The organism is Paenibacillus sp. FSL H3-0302 (assembly GCF_037982245.1).
Lineage (GTDB): Bacteria > Bacillota > Bacilli > Paenibacillales > Paenibacillaceae > Paenibacillus_AQ > Paenibacillus_AQ odorifer.
On record NZ_CP150284.1, the window covers coordinates 6026610 to 6041301 of the forward strand.

Genomic DNA, 14692 nt, shown 5'->3' on the forward strand with positions numbered 1-14692 from the left:
TTCCCTCCTTTACTACAGCTGTGGACGCTGCTTGTGATGATCTGTATTTTGTTCAAAAGCATGAGCGACACGCAAAATCGTGCTCTCGTCAAATTCCTTACCGATAATTTGCAGACCTACAGGCATGCCTTCCGCAAAACCACAAGGAACACTCACGGCCGGAATACCCGCCAAGCTTACAGGAATCGTGAGAATATCGTTCAGATACATGGTCAGCGGATCTTCAGTCTGTGAACCCAATTTGAATGCTGTCGTTGGTGCTGTTGGGCCGATGACCACATCATATTTTTTAAAGATGTCATCAAAGTCCTGTTTAATCAAAGTACGCACCTTTTGTGCTTTTAAATAGTAAGCATCGTAATACCCGGAGCTGAGTGCATAAGTACCCAACATAATACGACGTTTAACCTCAGGGCCAAAGCCGCGGCTGCGGGAATTAAGATATAGATCAAGCAATCCTCCGCCTTCATCTACACGTGCGCCATAACGCACACCGTCAAAACGCGCGAGGTTAGATGAAGCTTCCGAAGAGGACAGCAAATAATAAGCTGCTACTGCGTATTCCGTATGTGGTAATGAAACTTCCTCCCAGACAGCACCCATTCCTTCCAGCACTTTAAGTGCAGACAAAACTGTCTCACGCACAGAAGCATCGACACCTGCTCCCAGGTATTCCTTAGGAACAGCAATGCGAAGTCCGGAAACATCACCAGTAAGTGAACTCAAATAATCAGGAATTTCTACTTTAGCCGAAGTAGAGTCTTGGGCATCATAACCAGCAATTGCTTGAAGCACATAGGCAGAATCCTCTACATTACGTGTTAATGGTCCAATCTGATCTAGTGAGGAGGCAAAGGCTACCAGCCCGTAACGTGATACAAGACCATAAGTAGGTTTGAGACCTACAACACCACAATAGGAAGCTGGCTGGCGGATGGAACCCCCAGTATCCGAACCTAGTGAGAAGAACACTTCGCCCGCAGCTACTGCTGCTGCAGATCCGCCACTGGAACCGCCGGGCACACGCTCTAAATCCCAAGGATTGCGTACAGGACCAAAGCTTGAGTTCTCATTAGATCCGCCCATTGCGAATTCATCCATATTTAATTTACCGATCGTTACGGCATCTGCTTGCTGCAGTTTAGAAGCTACAGTAGCGTTATAAATCGGCTGGAAGTCACTCAAAAATTGGCTGGCACAAGTTGTGCGCAGGCCTTTAGTTACAATATTATCCTTGATTCCAGCAGGAAGACCAAACAGCAACCCACGTGCTGCTCCGGATGCCAGTTTGTCGTCCAAAGCGCGTGCAGTGCTACGAGCGCCCTCCTCATTCAAGGTCAAAAATGCATTTACGTTCTTATCCCGCTCAGCGATAATCGCCAGCGATTCTTCAGTCAGTTCACTGACCGATACCTCTTTAGCAGTTAACATGCGGTGTACTTCAGGCAATCGATTTTGAAACAGGCTCAAGATTCTTCCCCCTTTCTAATTATGTAGTTATTCCAAAACAGCTGGAACCTTGAAATGTCCGTCTTCATCATCTGGAGCGTTAAGAAGTGCTTCCACTTGCGTAAGGCTATCCTTCACAACATCCTCCCGCATTACATTGCTGACTTGCAGCACATGCGTGGTCGGCTTTACATTCTCCGTATCTAGCTCATTTAATTTCTCGGCATATTGTAAAATAGCATTCATTTGTTCTGTAAAGGTTGCCTCTTCTTCCGGGCTCAGCTGCAGACGAGCCAGCTTGGCCACATGCTGCACATCTTTAACGGTAATGCTCATAAGAAAAATCCCTCCTGTTTAAAGGGCTAAAGCGCCCGGATAACGTTTTTAATTATATTGTAGAAGCTTGGACAATTCAATGATGGGCTGTAAAACAAACGCTCCTTTATCAAAGTGAAGGGGATTCCTACACATTTTAAAGGAGCGTATCGTTAGTATATTCATAGAGAAGGGTTTTGACAGTCAGTGATTTCACAGCATTTAGCAGCGGTATGACAAAACAAAAAAGCCGGCTTGCGCCGGCCTTCCTTAAATCCAAGCTCGAAGATTCACTTGTTTGATGAAATCCGCTTGGGACATGCTTTCGCTTGACGTTGATTCCGTCTCTTCTATATCCATATCTTCACCGTTCATCAAATGATGGAACAGCTTCTCATTGTACGTGGACAAAGCATAATCAATCAACGCTTCATGCGTTGCTCTCTCAGCCTCAGCTACTAATAAATGTTCTTCCGCCTCAATGTCCTCAGCCGGAACATAAAAGTTCCTATTAGCCTCTGGTACACGAATAACATAGTCAAACGCATTATCGGGATTGCGGTCGTAAGCAATTAGGTAGCCGTATTCCCCGATAGGAAGACTCTGCTCGAAAGCGTCCGCAACAATGACAATCTTCTCTCCTAAACGCAGCATCGCCCTACCTCCTAACCCCAAAATCTTTCAAGATTTTGCTTGTTTCAACAGTCTACTAAAAAAAGATAGAACTGTCTAGTTGAAGGCTGGCCGATCCTACAAATTCTATGAAAATATACTATATTTAATAAAAATATAACTTATGGTTCAAGCGGGTAAGTTATTCTTCCTTGTCAAAAGTGCAGCACCCACTAAACAAATCAAGATCAAAATAGCTGCTGAAAGATAGGGTCCAACCCTGAAGCCTTCTCCAGCCATAAGAATTCCAGCCGATAACCCGGAAAGACCCGCAGGTGCCCATTCAAACCATGAAGGTAATAAGCTTTGGCCTAATGATAATCCTGCCATTAGCGCCAATGCTAAAAAGGCGGCAACTGGAGATTTTAAAAATCCACTAAACAACAACGTAGCTGAGACAGCACATAACAGCCACAATCCATATACTCCAGAAGCTGCGATGACATCTCCCCAAGATAGTGAACCAATCAACTGCTCCGTGTAGTAAGCCGCCCCCGCTGCACCTAATCCTAGAGCAACGATCAACAGGGTCAGCTGCGCTGCCCATTTAGCGAACACTATTGCGGCTGGAGAAACCGGCCTTACCAGAATTAATTCCATAGTTCCGCTATAGCGCTCACCGGCTAAAACATTCATCGCGCCAAGCGCCAATACTAACATTCCGATCGTTCCGTACTGTCCCAGAGATTGCGCCATCACAGCTGCGGCACTCGGTATTTCATACCCCTCTAGCAGACCTGGGGGAACATCACCTGAAGCTTTTAATATTTCCGGCAAATAATAAGTAGTTAACGGCTGCATAATACCTAATAGGATAAAAACGACAGGTATCCAGATTAACTTATAACTGCGAGCCATTTCGAGCATTTCTTTGCGATAAAGGACCCAGGCGCTTCTCATACTCCCACCACCTTCATAAATAAATCCTCTAACGTGGAAGAACCCGCTTCAAATTGCAGTAATGGAATTTTGAGCTGCGCCGCTTCTTGCAGAATCGTCCATCGGGCCATGTCTACATCGTTCACATTAAAAATTGCCTGATCTCCGAACAACTGAGTCTCTAGTACAAACGGTTTGGCAGCAAGAGACTCCAGCCACTGAATAGCTTTTTCTTGCTTCTCTGTACGTAAACGAATAACAGGAAGGCTGTATTGTGTACGCAGCTGTGATAAAGACCCCTTCTCAGCAATCAAGCCCTGATTCATTAAAATAATATCATCGCAAATTTCTTCTGCATCATGCAGCACATGTGTAGAAAAAACTACAGTTGTCTCTTCACGTATCTCCCGCAGCAGTCCCATTACTTCTCTGCGGCCAATCGGATCAAGTGCAGATACAGGCTCATCAAGCAACAGCAGACGAGGCCGGTGCACAAGCGCCTGAGCCAGACCCAGCCGCTGCTTCATCCCACCGGAGTATCCACCAATCCGGCGACGAGCATCACCTTTAAGCCCTACACGCTCAAGCGATTCCAATGCCCTGCTGGATGCGTCTTTAGTTCCCATTCCACTAAGCTTTGCAGCGAAAACAACATATTCATGTCCAGTCATCCACCCATAAAAAGCTGGAGACTGTGGCACATATCCTAATCCTCTGCGATATTCGGCTCCAGGACGGCTCCCCTCAAATGATATCATTCCAGAGGTGGGTTCTAGCAGCCCTGCCAGCATACGAAGTGTGGTCGTTTTCCCAGCACCGTTAGGCCCCAGTAAAGCGACGCACCGTTCTTTCTCAATTTCAAAGCTTATATCATTTACGGAAATATGCGCCCCATAGCTTTTGCGCAAATTCTTAACTTGAAGGAGTGACATCAGACATCTTTCCTTCCTATTGTGAAATAAGCTACGCTGCCTAATATATTTCCGCAAATAATGATAATAATCCACATCCATTTTGGACCACGAACGTTATCCGCTTTGGCCAGAGATATCAGACCAATAATAGCAAGCAAAGCCTGCAGAATAATTAACGGCATGATTAAACCCCATTTTACCTCTTCCATGAAGTACCACTCCTTGTAATAGGATGAAAGGAACGAGCTTCTTACTAAAGCTTCACAACTGCTTATTCCGTCTACGTCGCTCAGGAAGAATAACAACAAGTAAGTAGACTAATGCAGGTGACGGAACTGTAGTAATCGCCCACAATCCCCAGAACCAAGCTTTTTTCCCGCGCCGTCTTGCATCCCGGAACAGTAAGGTCCCCTGCAGCATTAACGCTACTGCTATGCCAAACCACAACCAAAGAGGCACATCCTGCAGCTCATTCATTCTTGTACACCTTCTCTATTTCTTCTGATCCTGGAGATCCCTAAGCCACCCAGTCCTACAATAGGAATGATCGCCTGAATAATCCAATAGATCATGGGTGCAGAAGTGAGAATGGATAAAAATGCGCAGATCAGGATCAATGAGACCCCCCAGAATAACAGTAGTTCTTTGCGTTCCCTTCTCTTTCTCTGCACAGCTGCATCAGCCATTAACCACTCCAGTTCCTGTAACGAAGGTGGGGTGAGGTCATCATATTGCGCATCCAAACGTTCAAGCTCTTCAGTAAGCTTGTGCAAATACAGTTCTGGCTCCTTATCTTTCTCCATCCTCATTCAGCTCCTTTCGCAATTGGTTAAGACCAAGGGACACACGCGATTTGACCGTGCCAGAAGGAATTTGCATGATCACACCGATTTCTTCATAGCTATAGCCATAATAATGCTTCAGCAGCACAGCTACCCTCTGAGCAGAGGGTAGCTTGGAAATGGAATCAAGTACTTCACTCCATTCTTCCCCCCTGCTCTCAAACCGCCAACGAATCGAACGGGTGCCCTGCGCCTGCTGTTCCCGTTTCTTCCATTCTGCCTCACGTTTCCAGCGCCGCTTTCGATCGATAAATATTCTGGTGGCTATCGTAATTAACCAAGAGGAGAACGAAGAAGAACCGTTATAGGTATTGATTTTTTCCATACATCTGACCATCGTGTCCTGTACAAGATCCTCTGCCAGCAACGGATCCATAGTCACTTTGAGTAGATATTTGAACAGAAAAGTATAATGTTCTCGCAGCAGTGAAGACAGTGCTGAAGTATCTCCCTGCTGTGCCCGTCTGATTTTCTCCAGCGCCTGATCGCTCATCTGCCCCTCCATTCAGGATTTCGTTCTTATTTGTAATACGATTATGTATAGTGATTCGTTCAATGCGCTTTAATTTTATTTTTTGAGCTCCCAGAGCTTACGCCGCCATGGCTGAAGCAATCCTGCTTCAGCAGGGAAATGCCAAAAAAGAGGCGTTCTTCTAGGCTCGCCTCCTGAATTCACTGGTATTCTCCCATCCTTATTCTCAGATTGTATGTCCCTGCGTTCGATGGAAGTACAAAAACCGCCCTTTCCAGAACATTCTGAAAAACATCGGCATTTACTGCTGCAAAAACTAGTCCATTTCTCCTTGGAGTCATACCATCCGTAATCCAACGGGTAATATATATTCTTCTCCAATCTATTTCCCCCCATGCTTTTAAACCTATATGTAGACAAAAAAAGAACGCAAACCGGGATAATTCCGCAGTCTGCGTGCTTCGCGAGGTTAATGTTACATTTAATTAACAATATTGTAGTCCTTTTGTATCCCTTTGTCTATCAAAAATTCCTCGATTCTTGTCAGTTCTACTAGAATGATTGTTTATTGAGGGATATAAGGGTTACGAACTTTTTCAAAACCGATGGTTGTTCGGGAGCCATGACCTGGATAAACCTTCACTTCATCATCCATTTTGTACAGCTTGCCACGAATAGAATCGAACAAATCACGTTCCCTGCCACCAGGCAAATCGGTGCGCCCAACTCCCATCTTAAACAGCACATCTCCAGAGAATAAATCATTCCCGCATAGGAAGCTGACACTGCCCGGAGAGTGCCCAGGTGTATGGTACACGCGGAAGGTATGTCCGATGAATTGCAGAACTTGTCCTTCTGCCAGATCATATTCTGCAGGATCTGTAGTTAAAGGAGATGAAACATCAGGCCACATCAATGAACCATTTAGCTTAGGGCTGCTGAGCCATTCACTCTCTAGTGGATGTAAATAAACAGGGCATTTCTTAGCTTTACGAATTTCGTCTACGCCGCCCATATGGTCAAAGTGCGCATGCGTCAGCAAAATAGCCTCGATCTCCATCCCTTCAATACTCCGCACTAATGCCGCAGGATTCATACCGGGATCAATAATGATACCCTTCGTTGGATCTGCACCTGTCAGCAAGTAGGCATTGGTCTGAAGAGGACCTAAATTAAACGAACGTATATTTAGCATTGGTCTAGAATCCGGAAATCAGACTACGCAGCTCTTTTGCGATAACTGCCTGTGATTCCGTTCCTTCCCCATAAGCTTGCCCCATAGCCTTACGTACTTCTGCGATTTTGCTGTCGTAATCAGCGGCCTCGCGATCAGGATTCCCACGTTTGAACTCTCTCATTAGGCTCTGCACATGCTCTGGACGAGGACCCCAATGTCCAAGCACATATCCGCCGGTATCTGCAAAGATCACAATCGGAACAGATCTTCCGCCCATGGTCAAGAATTCATCCATAAGCTCCTGGTTCTCCTCCAAAATGAATACCTCTGTCTTCATTCCGGCAGTCTCCAAAATACGGAATACCGCAGGGACATTACGAACTACATCTCCACACCAATCAGCGGCAAGGATAAGTACCCGCAAATCATCACGATGGTTCAGGCTTTCAAAAAATTCCTTGTCACTCTCATCTTCCCAAGAAAACTTCTCATACCAGGATTCAAAAGCCTGCTGGTTCTTCGTCATGCTTTCTACAAATTGGCGCGGTGTAAGACCTTTTCCAAATTTATGAGCTACATTCGGTTTCATTTTGCAGTCCCCCTCTTCTTGGATTTAAACCACTTATACACAAAATAAATGATGATTAGTGCTAACGCTACGAGAATAATTTCGTTGGTATACTTAGCTGCTACCTCGTCAATATCTTCCCACTTATTCCCCAATGTCATACCGAGATATACGAACAAAGCACTCCATGGAATAACAGCAAGTGTAGTCAATAAAGTGAACTTACCTAAAGGCATACGAGAAATCCCCGCTGGAACCGAAATGGCATGGCGAACAACGGGAATAAAGCGTGCCGTAAAGATTACGCCTGTCCCATATTTATTGAACCACTCTTCCGAATGATCAATATGCTTTTTTTGGATAAGAATATATTTCCCGTATTTCTCCAGTACAGGCCTGCCCCCATAACGGCCAATCCAATATACAAAGATCTGGGCAATCACTCCGCCTATCGTACCAAACAATACTGCGCCGAAAAAATTAATATCTCCACTCCATACCAAGAAACCACCGAAAGCCAATACAATTTCACTAGGAATAACTTCAATCATCAGTCCGATCATAATCCCAAAATAACCAAGACTCTGAATCCATTCAAATAATGTCGAGATCAGATCAGAAATAAAATGCAAACGTGCTCCTCCTCCCTTTTCCGCAGAATATGGCTACATGTATCAAGCTAATCGCCTTTGGCATCTTTATAAGACACTAAGCGTTTAAGCGAGTGAAATATAAGAACATAAAAGCATAGATACTAATCTTATACTTTCTTATATTTTTAAAAGCTTTGCCGCTCTGCTATATTTTCCAGTTTCTCTTAGCCTATTCTAGCACAAGCAACCTTATCACTTCTACTTACGCGGCAAGCAGCTTCCATCTTCCAACCATACTTAAAAAGAGTTTGAGTAATAGGCATAAACAAAAAAGGTGAACAAATTCCACCAATAAAGGGAAAATGAACACCTTTTTATCTGCGCTCAATCAATAAGCCATCCAGCCGGCATCCGCCGTTATCACCGATCCATTCAAAAAGCTTGCAGCATCTGAAGCTAAAAATAAAGCTACTGAAGCAATCTCACTGCTCTCCCCTGTCCGTGGCATCGACGCCATACCTTCGCCCGCTTTTTGACTCCCAAAAGGACTTGGATCAGACAGATCAATATTTGTCTTTACCCCGCCCGGCGCTATGGCATTACAGCGAATTCCAAGCTTAGCGTATTGAAATCCTATATTTTTGGTCATCCCGATTACAGCATGCTTAGAGGAAGTATAAGCCACTCCCGCCCGCGAGCCCGCTAAGCCGCCAATAGAGGCTACATTGATGATACATCCGCTTTCCTGCGCCATAAAAATCGGCAAAACCTTACGAATGGCTCTCATCGGACCGGTTACGTTGACCGCAAGCACCTGCTCCCATAAGTCATCAGTGATCTCGTGCGCTGGCGTCATTTTATCCATAATTCCGGCATTATTAACAAGGATATGAAGGCCTCCGAACTGTGTGGTTGCGGCATCAATCATTCGCTGTGTGTCCTCTTCCTTCGAGACATCGGCCTTTACAGGGTAGACGACTCCGTGTCCCTCACCCTTTTCCGCCTTTTTGGCTACCGCTTCTACATTCGCCAGATGGATGTCCGCAGCAATCACTTTAGCACCCTGTCGGGCAAAAAGCAGAGCAATCGCTTCTCCAATCCCCGATCCTGCACCCGTAACTACTGCTACTTTATTGGTTAGTATCATATATCCGCTCCTCTGCATCGTATGTTCGGTGCATCAAGGAATGCATGCCCTTCGTTAGTATGAACAGGAGGAGGCTTTGAACGGTCCTTAATTTTAAAGATTCGGTGACACTTTTACACACGCTATTGCTAAGTGAATACTGCATTGACAGCTATTAAAACAAAGAGTTATTATATATTTAGATAATTATTTAAATATCGAAAGGCAGGGTGGAATATGAATGAATCCTTCAAAGCACTAGCTGACCCTACCCGTCGCCAAATCATTCGGTTACTAAGGGAGAAAGATCGAACCGCAGGTGAAATCGCAGATTTTTTCAACATGTCTAAGCCAAGCATTTCTCACCATCTGAATGCGCTGAAGCATGCCGATCTTGTACAGGATGAGCGAAAAGGACAATTTATTATGTACTCGCTAAACACAACAGTCCTCGAAGAGGTTCTCGGTTGGTTATTGGAGCTCACTGGGACAGGTAAGCAAACGGAGACGGAGAGTAAATCACTGGACGGAAAGCAGCAACATCAGGATATCGATTCCAAAAAGGAGGCGGATTAATGATGAAAGATTTCAAATGGAGATGGCAGGATACCCTCATCGTAATATTAGGTTTAGCTACATTAGCCTACGCTCTGATCAATTACAGCAAGCTTCCGCAGGAGTTACCGGCACAATTTGGAATTACGGGTAAGGTCAACAGATACTGGGACAAAAATATAGCTATTTTTGTGTTCGGAATCTTAGGCATTGTGCTCCCGCTGATCATGCAGTTCACACGCAGCATCGACCCTAAGCGGGACAATTACAAAAAATTCGAAAATGCCTATGCCATGAGCAGACTTGCTATTGGGATGCTTTTTAATCTAATGCTGGTGCTGTCGATTGCTTACGGTCTAGGTAAAGATATAAATGTTGGGAAGATCGCCACAGGCGCTGTTGGAATAATGTTTATTGCTCTTGGCAACTACATGCCACAGGTAAAAGATAATTACTTGTTTGGGGTTCGTACAGCCTGGACGCTCGCCAACCCTGAGGTATGGCGAAAAACACATCGTCTATCCGGGATAATGTGGATGATCGGTGGCCTACTTATTTTTGCAGGAGCCTTTTTGAGCGGAGCCTTGTCTCAGCTTCTTATTATTACGGCACTCGTACTTGCAATTATCGTGCCCATTCTCTACTCCTGGATGATTTCACGTCCGCTAAAATCGTAAAGCCAGCATACTAAGCCGTCGACTCAAGTCGTCGGCTTGTTCTGTCATTTGGAACTCACGATCATTATGTTGCCCTCCTTTATTAGCCTCCTCTTCTGCCAACCTTCTATATTCCAGAAGAAGTTCATTCCCAGAGGCGACGCAGACTAGGCCTTCCTTTCGATTTCCTTCTGCAAGCTTTTTTTGCCCCATAAGAAGCATCCCTTCAATCGCCTTCACCCACTTGGCATTGTTGTACTTATCCAGCCTAAAGCTCTGGTCTATCCAATATAACGCTGCCCCCGGATGGTCACTGCTCATCCATCGTTCAGCCAGCTCCCAGCTTAAGCTGGCATTCTCGGGAGAATACAACAAACTCTGCCGAAGCAGACTCACGCTCTGTTCACCCGAGAGCAGCCTAGATAATGCTATAACCGTTCGAGGTGACCGGGGATTCCAACCCAGCGATTGCTGTAGCAACTCTAGCTTCACCGAAGGATCCACCGACATAATCGCTTGTCGATAGAACTTCTCTCCTTGAGCGGCGTGAAAAGATAGCACCCCCAGCAGAAGCGAAAAACAACATACCGTAGTTCCGATTAGTTGGCGAAGGCGGATTTGGGGCGATTTCTTGGGTGTGGGGTAAGCGATTAGCGGATTCGTAGGTGTAGAGTGAGTGATCAGCGGATTCGCTGGTGTGGAGTTAGCGATTAGCGGATTCGCTGGTGTAGTGACATTGGTGAGCGGATTCGTAGATGAAGATTGAACAATTAGCGGATTCGCTGGTGCAGAGACATTGGTGAGCGGATTCGTAGATGAAGATTGAGCAATTAGCGGATTCGCTAGTGTAGAGACATTGGTGAGCGGGTTCGTAGATGAAGATTGAGCAATTAGCGGATTCGCTGGTGTAGAGACATTGGTGAGCGGATTCGTAGATGTGGATTGAATTGGCAGCTTGGTCTCAGACTGAGGGTGGGTTGGCGCAGATTGATGTTTCTGCTTATCCTCAGCCAGAGCAAGCGCTGGCAGCCAGAATAGCAGCAGCCAAAATAATCCGTAGCTCCAGTCAAAATCGACGACGCTGTGTAAGACGATGACCAGAAACGGCGGCAGCAACCGCGGCGATTTAGTAGCCAGCAGCCAGCCTGTTGCCAACAGCATAAGGAGTATGGCTGCAAGACCAACGAATCCTAAGTTCAACAGGATGTCGAGGTATCCATTATGCACCTGGCTGCCTACATAAGGGCGAGATTGGGCGGCAAGGTAGGCATGCCGCCAAGTCTCACCCCCACGTCCCAGCCAAGGTGCCTCTGCCGCTAGCCGCCAGGCGTCGCGGTAGAACAGCCCGCGCGCGGATACCGTCGATGACGGTCCGGTAATCCGCTCGCGCACGTGCAGGAGGACGGCGATCCCGGCCGCCGTCCAACCTGCCGCCGCCAATGCCAGCATGGCGGCTCGGGCAGTGCCCGCCGCGCTGCGCTGGCGGCGGCACAGCCACAGGCCGGCCAGCAGCGCGCGGCGGCCCAAAGCCCGGCCAGCAACAGCAGGCCGGGCGCAGGCTCTACCGCCAACCCGGCACGGGCCAGTTGGCGGTAGAGTAGCGCCGCGACGGCCACGGGCGCGGCGCCAGCAGCAAGAAGCGGCGCGATTAGCTGCCGCTTCCAGAGCAAGACGGCGGCGCAGGCGCAAGCCGCCGTCAGCCATGCGCCGCGCGACTCGCTGAGGAGCAGCGCGGCGGTGTACGGGAACAGCGGCAGCAAGCGCAGCAGCGCGGCGGTCGTGCTTCCCGCTTTTCCCTGCTCCGCTTCCACGCCTCCTGCCCCTTTGCTCCTCCGTTCTGCTTCTGCGCACTCCATCCCCAGCCCAACACATCTTGCTCCCAACATATTCACGCTCTTTTTTGGCTCCCCGTAATAAACAGCAACAGCAAATAGCCGTTCCAGCAGAAAAACAGCCATAACAGCACCAAAAGCATTCGGATATTCCATCAATCCTGCTAACCTAACCCCTGTGGCGCTCACTTCCGATGAATTGCTGTAGGCGACAGCGAAAGGCAACTTTACCACTCCGCAAACAGCCAACAAAGCGCTCATGCTCAAAAACATACCCGCCATAGACCAAGTTACATTTACAATCCGCCGCCCCACCCGGTTCACCGCACAAAAACAAACCAATATTGCAAAGCTAGCATACAAGCCCCACCGCAGCATTTCATTCATAGTTCCCTGGGAAGAAAGCGGCCCGCGCAACCAATGAATCACATAAAGCGATAGAATAATTAAAGGGACGCTTAATAATATTCTTAACGCTTTATTTTCTCCGCTAACTTCACTACCTTCACTACCTTCACTAACTCCATTGACTCCCGTAATACCACTTACTGCACCTCCCCCACTTTTTCTCCATGCGCCAACCCCAACAAGATAATAAAGCGAGCACGTACAACACAATACAAACCATAAAGTTAGAAAGGGATACATCTCCTCAGTAAAAAACAATCCCCGCAACAAACAAGCACCCACCCCAGCCGCTATCACTAAGGCTCCACACATATATGCGATTGATGATTCCAGACTCCGGTCTTTTTTAAAACGCCACATTTAGATACCCCTGTATTCGTTAATTTATCTCTATCCTTTCCACATTTCCCTTATACAAGACTAGAACGCAAAAAGACGATACCTCTCCACAAAGGAGCCGTACCGCCCTAATTCCCATAAAAAGCTATATAATTGTAAAAAGTGCAGCTATTCCCGTGCTCTCGCTGCTTACTTCCACTTTAATTGTACTTTGTGCAACTGTTTTTCGAAAATCCCGCCATATGCGGAGTATTGTTCGTTTTTAATTGTACAAAGTGCAACTAAATTACTAAAACGCAGCTTCTGAGCATATCCAGTTGCACAAAGTACAACTAAACCAAGTCGCCATTAGATCACACTAGCCGTACCGTCCTAACCATTAGATCGCACTCACTGCAACATCCTAACCATTAGATCACACTAGCTGCACCATCCTAATTCTCATCAAAAAAGCTATATAGTTGTAAAAAGTGCAGCTATTCCCGTGCTCTCGCCGCTTACTTCCACTTTAATTGTACTTTGTGCAACTGTTTTTCGAGAATCCCGCCATATGCGGAGTATTGTTCGTTTTTAAGTGTACAAAGTGCAACTAAATCACTAAAACGCAGCTTCAGAGCATATTTAATTGCACAAAGTACAACTAAACCAACTCGCCATTAGATCGCACTCACTGCAACATCCTACGCTTTCTACCTTAATATCCTCTACCCTTCTACCGAACTCTCAGTAGGAAGCAGATCGGCGCATACGCGTTCGAGGTAGGGTTTTGCTCCCAGAAAATCGCGGAATGCGGTGTATTCGCGCCATTTGACGGAGTTGTCCCCGGCTGAGCTCTTAACGGCACGAATCAAAATGTTCTTCGGTGTATTCTCCAGATCGATGAATTCCAGCAGCTGGCTGCTATAGCCCATCATGTCGAGCAATTTGGCGCGAATGGCGTCTGTAGCCAAGGCGGAAAAACGCTCTTTCAATATGCCATGCGAAAGCATAGGGCTCATTACTTCATTTTCGATTTGTGCGAATAATTCATGCTGGCAGCAAGGCACAGACAAAATAACAGACGCTCCCCAACGTACTGCTTTTTCAAGGGCAGCATCGGTAGCTGTGTCGCAAGCATGAAGTGTGATCACCATGTCCACTTGCTCCAGCTCATTATACTCGGCAATGTCACCCACGAAGAACTTCAAGTGATCATAACCGATTTTGGCAGCAAGTTCGTTACAATGCTCAATCACATCTGCTTTTAAATCTAACCCAATGATATTAAGCTCCCGCTTCTTGCGAACGGTCAGATAGTGATACAGCGCAAAGGTCAAATATGATTTTCCACAGCCAAAATCCACAATCGTCAACGGTCGGCCTGTTGGCAGATCGGCAAGCACGTCCTCTACCATCTCCAGAAAACGATTGATCTGCCGAAACTTATCATATCTTTTGGCTAGCACTTTGCCTTCTTTATTCATGATTCCAAGCTCCACCAGAAATGGCACAGGCTCTCCATCCTCCAGCACATAACGTTTGCGACGGTTGTGAGCTAGATCCGGCTCTTCCTTTTTACTTGGAGACTTGGTTAGGATTGATACTTTGAATTTCTTGCTAATAAGCACCTGATAATCGGCTTCTACTGTACACAACAAACCTTGCCGATACGTTTCTCTAAATAAAAGAGATATTTCTTCCGCCGCTAACTCTGCGGGTACGTTGCGATGTTCTACCTTTGTACCAATATAGGACGCAAACTGATAATGCAGCTTCCCCTTTAGTTCAACAGGTTTAACCTGCACTTTGGTACAATTTTCGCCTTTATAACGTACTTGACTTAGGGTAGCCGTAATCAAAGTACGGTCATTAATTAGTTGTTCAATTAGAGCTGTTAAAGATTCCACAACGCACAT

17 protein-coding genes are annotated in these 14692 nt (G+C 46.4%); 2 read left to right on the top strand and 15 right to left on the bottom strand.

Going from position 1 to position 14692, the window contains the following annotated elements; genetic code table 11:
- Nucleotides 1–12 precede the first annotated feature (12 nt).
- The 13 genes from gatA to MHH50_RS26820 all read right to left on the bottom strand — a co-directional run bounded on the left by gatA (nucleotide 13) and on the right by MHH50_RS26820 (nucleotide 9028).
- Nucleotides 13–1470: an Asp-tRNA(Asn)/Glu-tRNA(Gln) amidotransferase subunit GatA gene (gene gatA, locus MHH50_RS26760; RefSeq protein WP_076128638.1), complete on the bottom strand. Its 1458-nt coding sequence runs from the start codon at nucleotides 1468–1470 to the stop codon at nucleotides 13–15.
- Nucleotides 1471–1497: 27 nt separating this feature from the next.
- The gene (gene gatC / locus MHH50_RS26765) at nucleotides 1498–1785 is read right to left on the bottom strand and encodes an Asp-tRNA(Asn)/Glu-tRNA(Gln) amidotransferase subunit GatC (protein WP_076219280.1); all 288 of its coding nucleotides are present in this window, start codon (nucleotides 1783–1785) and stop codon (nucleotides 1498–1500) included.
- Nucleotides 1786–2034: 249 nt separating this feature from the next.
- Complete coding sequence (locus MHH50_RS26770; RefSeq protein ID WP_036680170.1) at nucleotides 2035–2418, bottom strand: hypothetical protein; 384 nt, start codon at nucleotides 2416–2418, stop codon at nucleotides 2035–2037.
- A 147-nt stretch (nucleotides 2419–2565) separates the two neighbouring features.
- Nucleotides 2566–3336 (bottom strand): ABC transporter permease subunit, encoded by a 771-nt coding sequence (locus tag MHH50_RS26775; protein WP_076128640.1) that lies wholly within the window; start codon nucleotides 3334–3336, stop codon nucleotides 2566–2568.
- Nucleotides 3333–4247: an ABC transporter ATP-binding protein gene (locus MHH50_RS26780; RefSeq protein ID WP_076310345.1), complete on the bottom strand. Its 915-nt coding sequence runs from the start codon at nucleotides 4245–4247 to the stop codon at nucleotides 3333–3335. The genes MHH50_RS26775 and MHH50_RS26780 overlap by 4 nt, the downstream gene beginning before the upstream one ends.
- On the bottom strand, nucleotides 4247–4438 hold the full coding sequence (locus tag MHH50_RS26785) for a PLDc N-terminal domain-containing protein (protein WP_036680175.1): 192 nt from the start codon (nucleotides 4436–4438) through the stop codon (nucleotides 4247–4249). Before MHH50_RS26785 ends, MHH50_RS26780 begins: the two co-directional genes overlap by 1 nt.
- Nucleotides 4439–4490: 52 nt before the next feature.
- On the bottom strand, nucleotides 4491–4706 hold the full coding sequence (locus tag MHH50_RS26790; RefSeq protein ID WP_076128644.1) for a hypothetical protein: 216 nt from the start codon (nucleotides 4704–4706) through the stop codon (nucleotides 4491–4493).
- Complete coding sequence (locus MHH50_RS26795) at nucleotides 4703–5032, bottom strand: YxlC family protein (RefSeq protein ID WP_340033677.1); 330 nt, start codon at nucleotides 5030–5032, stop codon at nucleotides 4703–4705. Before MHH50_RS26795 ends, MHH50_RS26790 begins: the two co-directional genes overlap by 4 nt.
- Complete coding sequence (sigY, locus tag MHH50_RS26800) at nucleotides 5019–5564, bottom strand: RNA polymerase sigma factor SigY (protein WP_076310344.1); 546 nt, start codon at nucleotides 5562–5564, stop codon at nucleotides 5019–5021. Before sigY ends, MHH50_RS26795 begins: the two co-directional genes overlap by 14 nt.
- Nucleotides 5565–6108: 544 nt before the next feature.
- A complete protein-coding gene (locus MHH50_RS26805) occupies nucleotides 6109–6738 on the bottom strand; it encodes an MBL fold metallo-hydrolase (RefSeq protein ID WP_076128651.1) in 630 nt (209 codons plus the stop codon).
- A gap of 4 nt (nucleotides 6739–6742) precedes the next feature.
- The gene (locus MHH50_RS26810) at nucleotides 6743–7309 is read right to left on the bottom strand and encodes a thioredoxin family protein (RefSeq protein ID WP_076310343.1); all 567 of its coding nucleotides are present in this window, start codon (nucleotides 7307–7309) and stop codon (nucleotides 6743–6745) included.
- On the bottom strand, nucleotides 7306–7920 hold the full coding sequence (locus MHH50_RS26815; protein WP_036680184.1) for a DedA family protein: 615 nt from the start codon (nucleotides 7918–7920) through the stop codon (nucleotides 7306–7308). Before MHH50_RS26815 ends, MHH50_RS26810 begins: the two co-directional genes overlap by 4 nt.
- 349 nt (nucleotides 7921–8269) lie before the next feature.
- Nucleotides 8270–9028: a glucose 1-dehydrogenase gene (locus tag MHH50_RS26820; protein ID WP_076128654.1), complete on the bottom strand. Its 759-nt coding sequence runs from the start codon at nucleotides 9026–9028 to the stop codon at nucleotides 8270–8272.
- Between the two features lie 216 nt (nucleotides 9029–9244).
- Here MHH50_RS26820 and MHH50_RS26825 point away from each other — a divergent pair, with 216 nt between their 5' ends.
- Both MHH50_RS26825 and MHH50_RS26830 read left to right on the top strand, forming a co-directional pair.
- Nucleotides 9245–9583 carry an autorepressor SdpR family transcription factor gene (locus MHH50_RS26825; RefSeq protein ID WP_076179758.1) on the top strand — a complete coding sequence of 113 codons (339 nt, stop codon included), beginning with the start codon at nucleotides 9245–9247 and terminating at the stop codon, nucleotides 9581–9583.
- Complete coding sequence (locus tag MHH50_RS26830; RefSeq protein WP_340033678.1) at nucleotides 9583–10239, top strand: SdpI family protein; 657 nt, start codon at nucleotides 9583–9585, stop codon at nucleotides 10237–10239. The genes MHH50_RS26825 and MHH50_RS26830 overlap by 1 nt, the downstream gene beginning before the upstream one ends.
- Here the strand turns inward: MHH50_RS26830 and MHH50_RS26835 are convergent.
- Together MHH50_RS26835 and MHH50_RS26840 are read right to left on the bottom strand one after the other, a co-directional pair.
- Nucleotides 10228–12069 carry an O-antigen ligase family protein gene (locus MHH50_RS26835; RefSeq protein ID WP_340033680.1) on the bottom strand — a complete coding sequence of 614 codons (1842 nt, stop codon included), beginning with the start codon at nucleotides 12067–12069 and terminating at the stop codon, nucleotides 10228–10230. The two genes, MHH50_RS26830 and MHH50_RS26835, sit on opposite strands and share 12 nt — an antisense overlap.
- Before the next feature lie 1432 nt (nucleotides 12070–13501).
- Nucleotides 13502–14692 (bottom strand): SAM-dependent methyltransferase, encoded by a 1191-nt coding sequence (locus MHH50_RS26840; protein ID WP_076303094.1) that lies wholly within the window; start codon nucleotides 14690–14692, stop codon nucleotides 13502–13504.

Bases quoted from the DNA above. Each gene is read 5' to 3' on its own strand.
- gatC (WP_076219280.1), bottom strand. From the start codon at position 1,785: ATGAGCATTACCGTTAAAGATGTGCAGCATGTGGCCAAGCTGGCTCGT.
- MHH50_RS26770 (WP_036680170.1), bottom strand. From the start codon at position 2,418: ATGCTGCGTTTAGGAGAGAAGATTGTCATTGTTGCGGACGCTTTCGAG.
- MHH50_RS26775 (WP_076128640.1), bottom strand. From the start codon at position 3,336: ATGAGAAGCGCCTGGGTCCTTTATCGCAAAGAAATGCTCGAAATGGCT.
- MHH50_RS26780 (WP_076310345.1), bottom strand. From the start codon at position 4,247: ATGTCACTCCTTCAAGTTAAGAATTTGCGCAAAAGCTATGGGGCGCAT.
- MHH50_RS26785 (WP_036680175.1), bottom strand. From the start codon at position 4,438: ATGGAAGAGGTAAAATGGGGTTTAATCATGCCGTTAATTATTCTGCAG.
- MHH50_RS26790 (WP_076128644.1), bottom strand. From the start codon at position 4,706: ATGAATGAGCTGCAGGATGTGCCTCTTTGGTTGTGGTTTGGCATAGCA.
- MHH50_RS26795 (WP_340033677.1), bottom strand. From the start codon at position 5,032: ATGGAGAAAGATAAGGAGCCAGAACTGTATTTGCACAAGCTTACTGAA.
- sigY (WP_076310344.1), bottom strand. From the start codon at position 5,564: ATGAGCGATCAGGCGCTGGAGAAAATCAGACGGGCACAGCAGGGAGAT.
- MHH50_RS26805 (WP_076128651.1), bottom strand. From the start codon at position 6,738: ATGCTAAATATACGTTCGTTTAATTTAGGTCCTCTTCAGACCAATGCC.
- MHH50_RS26810 (WP_076310343.1), bottom strand. From the start codon at position 7,309: ATGAAACCGAATGTAGCTCATAAATTTGGAAAAGGTCTTACACCGCGC.
- MHH50_RS26820 (WP_076128654.1), bottom strand. From the start codon at position 9,028: ATGATACTAACCAATAAAGTAGCAGTAGTTACGGGTGCAGGATCGGGG.
- MHH50_RS26825 (WP_076179758.1), top strand. From the start codon at position 9,245: ATGAATGAATCCTTCAAAGCACTAGCTGACCCTACCCGTCGCCAAATC.
- MHH50_RS26830 (WP_340033678.1), top strand. From the start codon at position 9,583: ATGATGAAAGATTTCAAATGGAGATGGCAGGATACCCTCATCGTAATA.
- MHH50_RS26840 (WP_076303094.1), bottom strand. From the start codon at position 14,692: ATGTGCGTTGTGGAATCTTTAACAGCTCTAATTGAACAACTAATTAAT.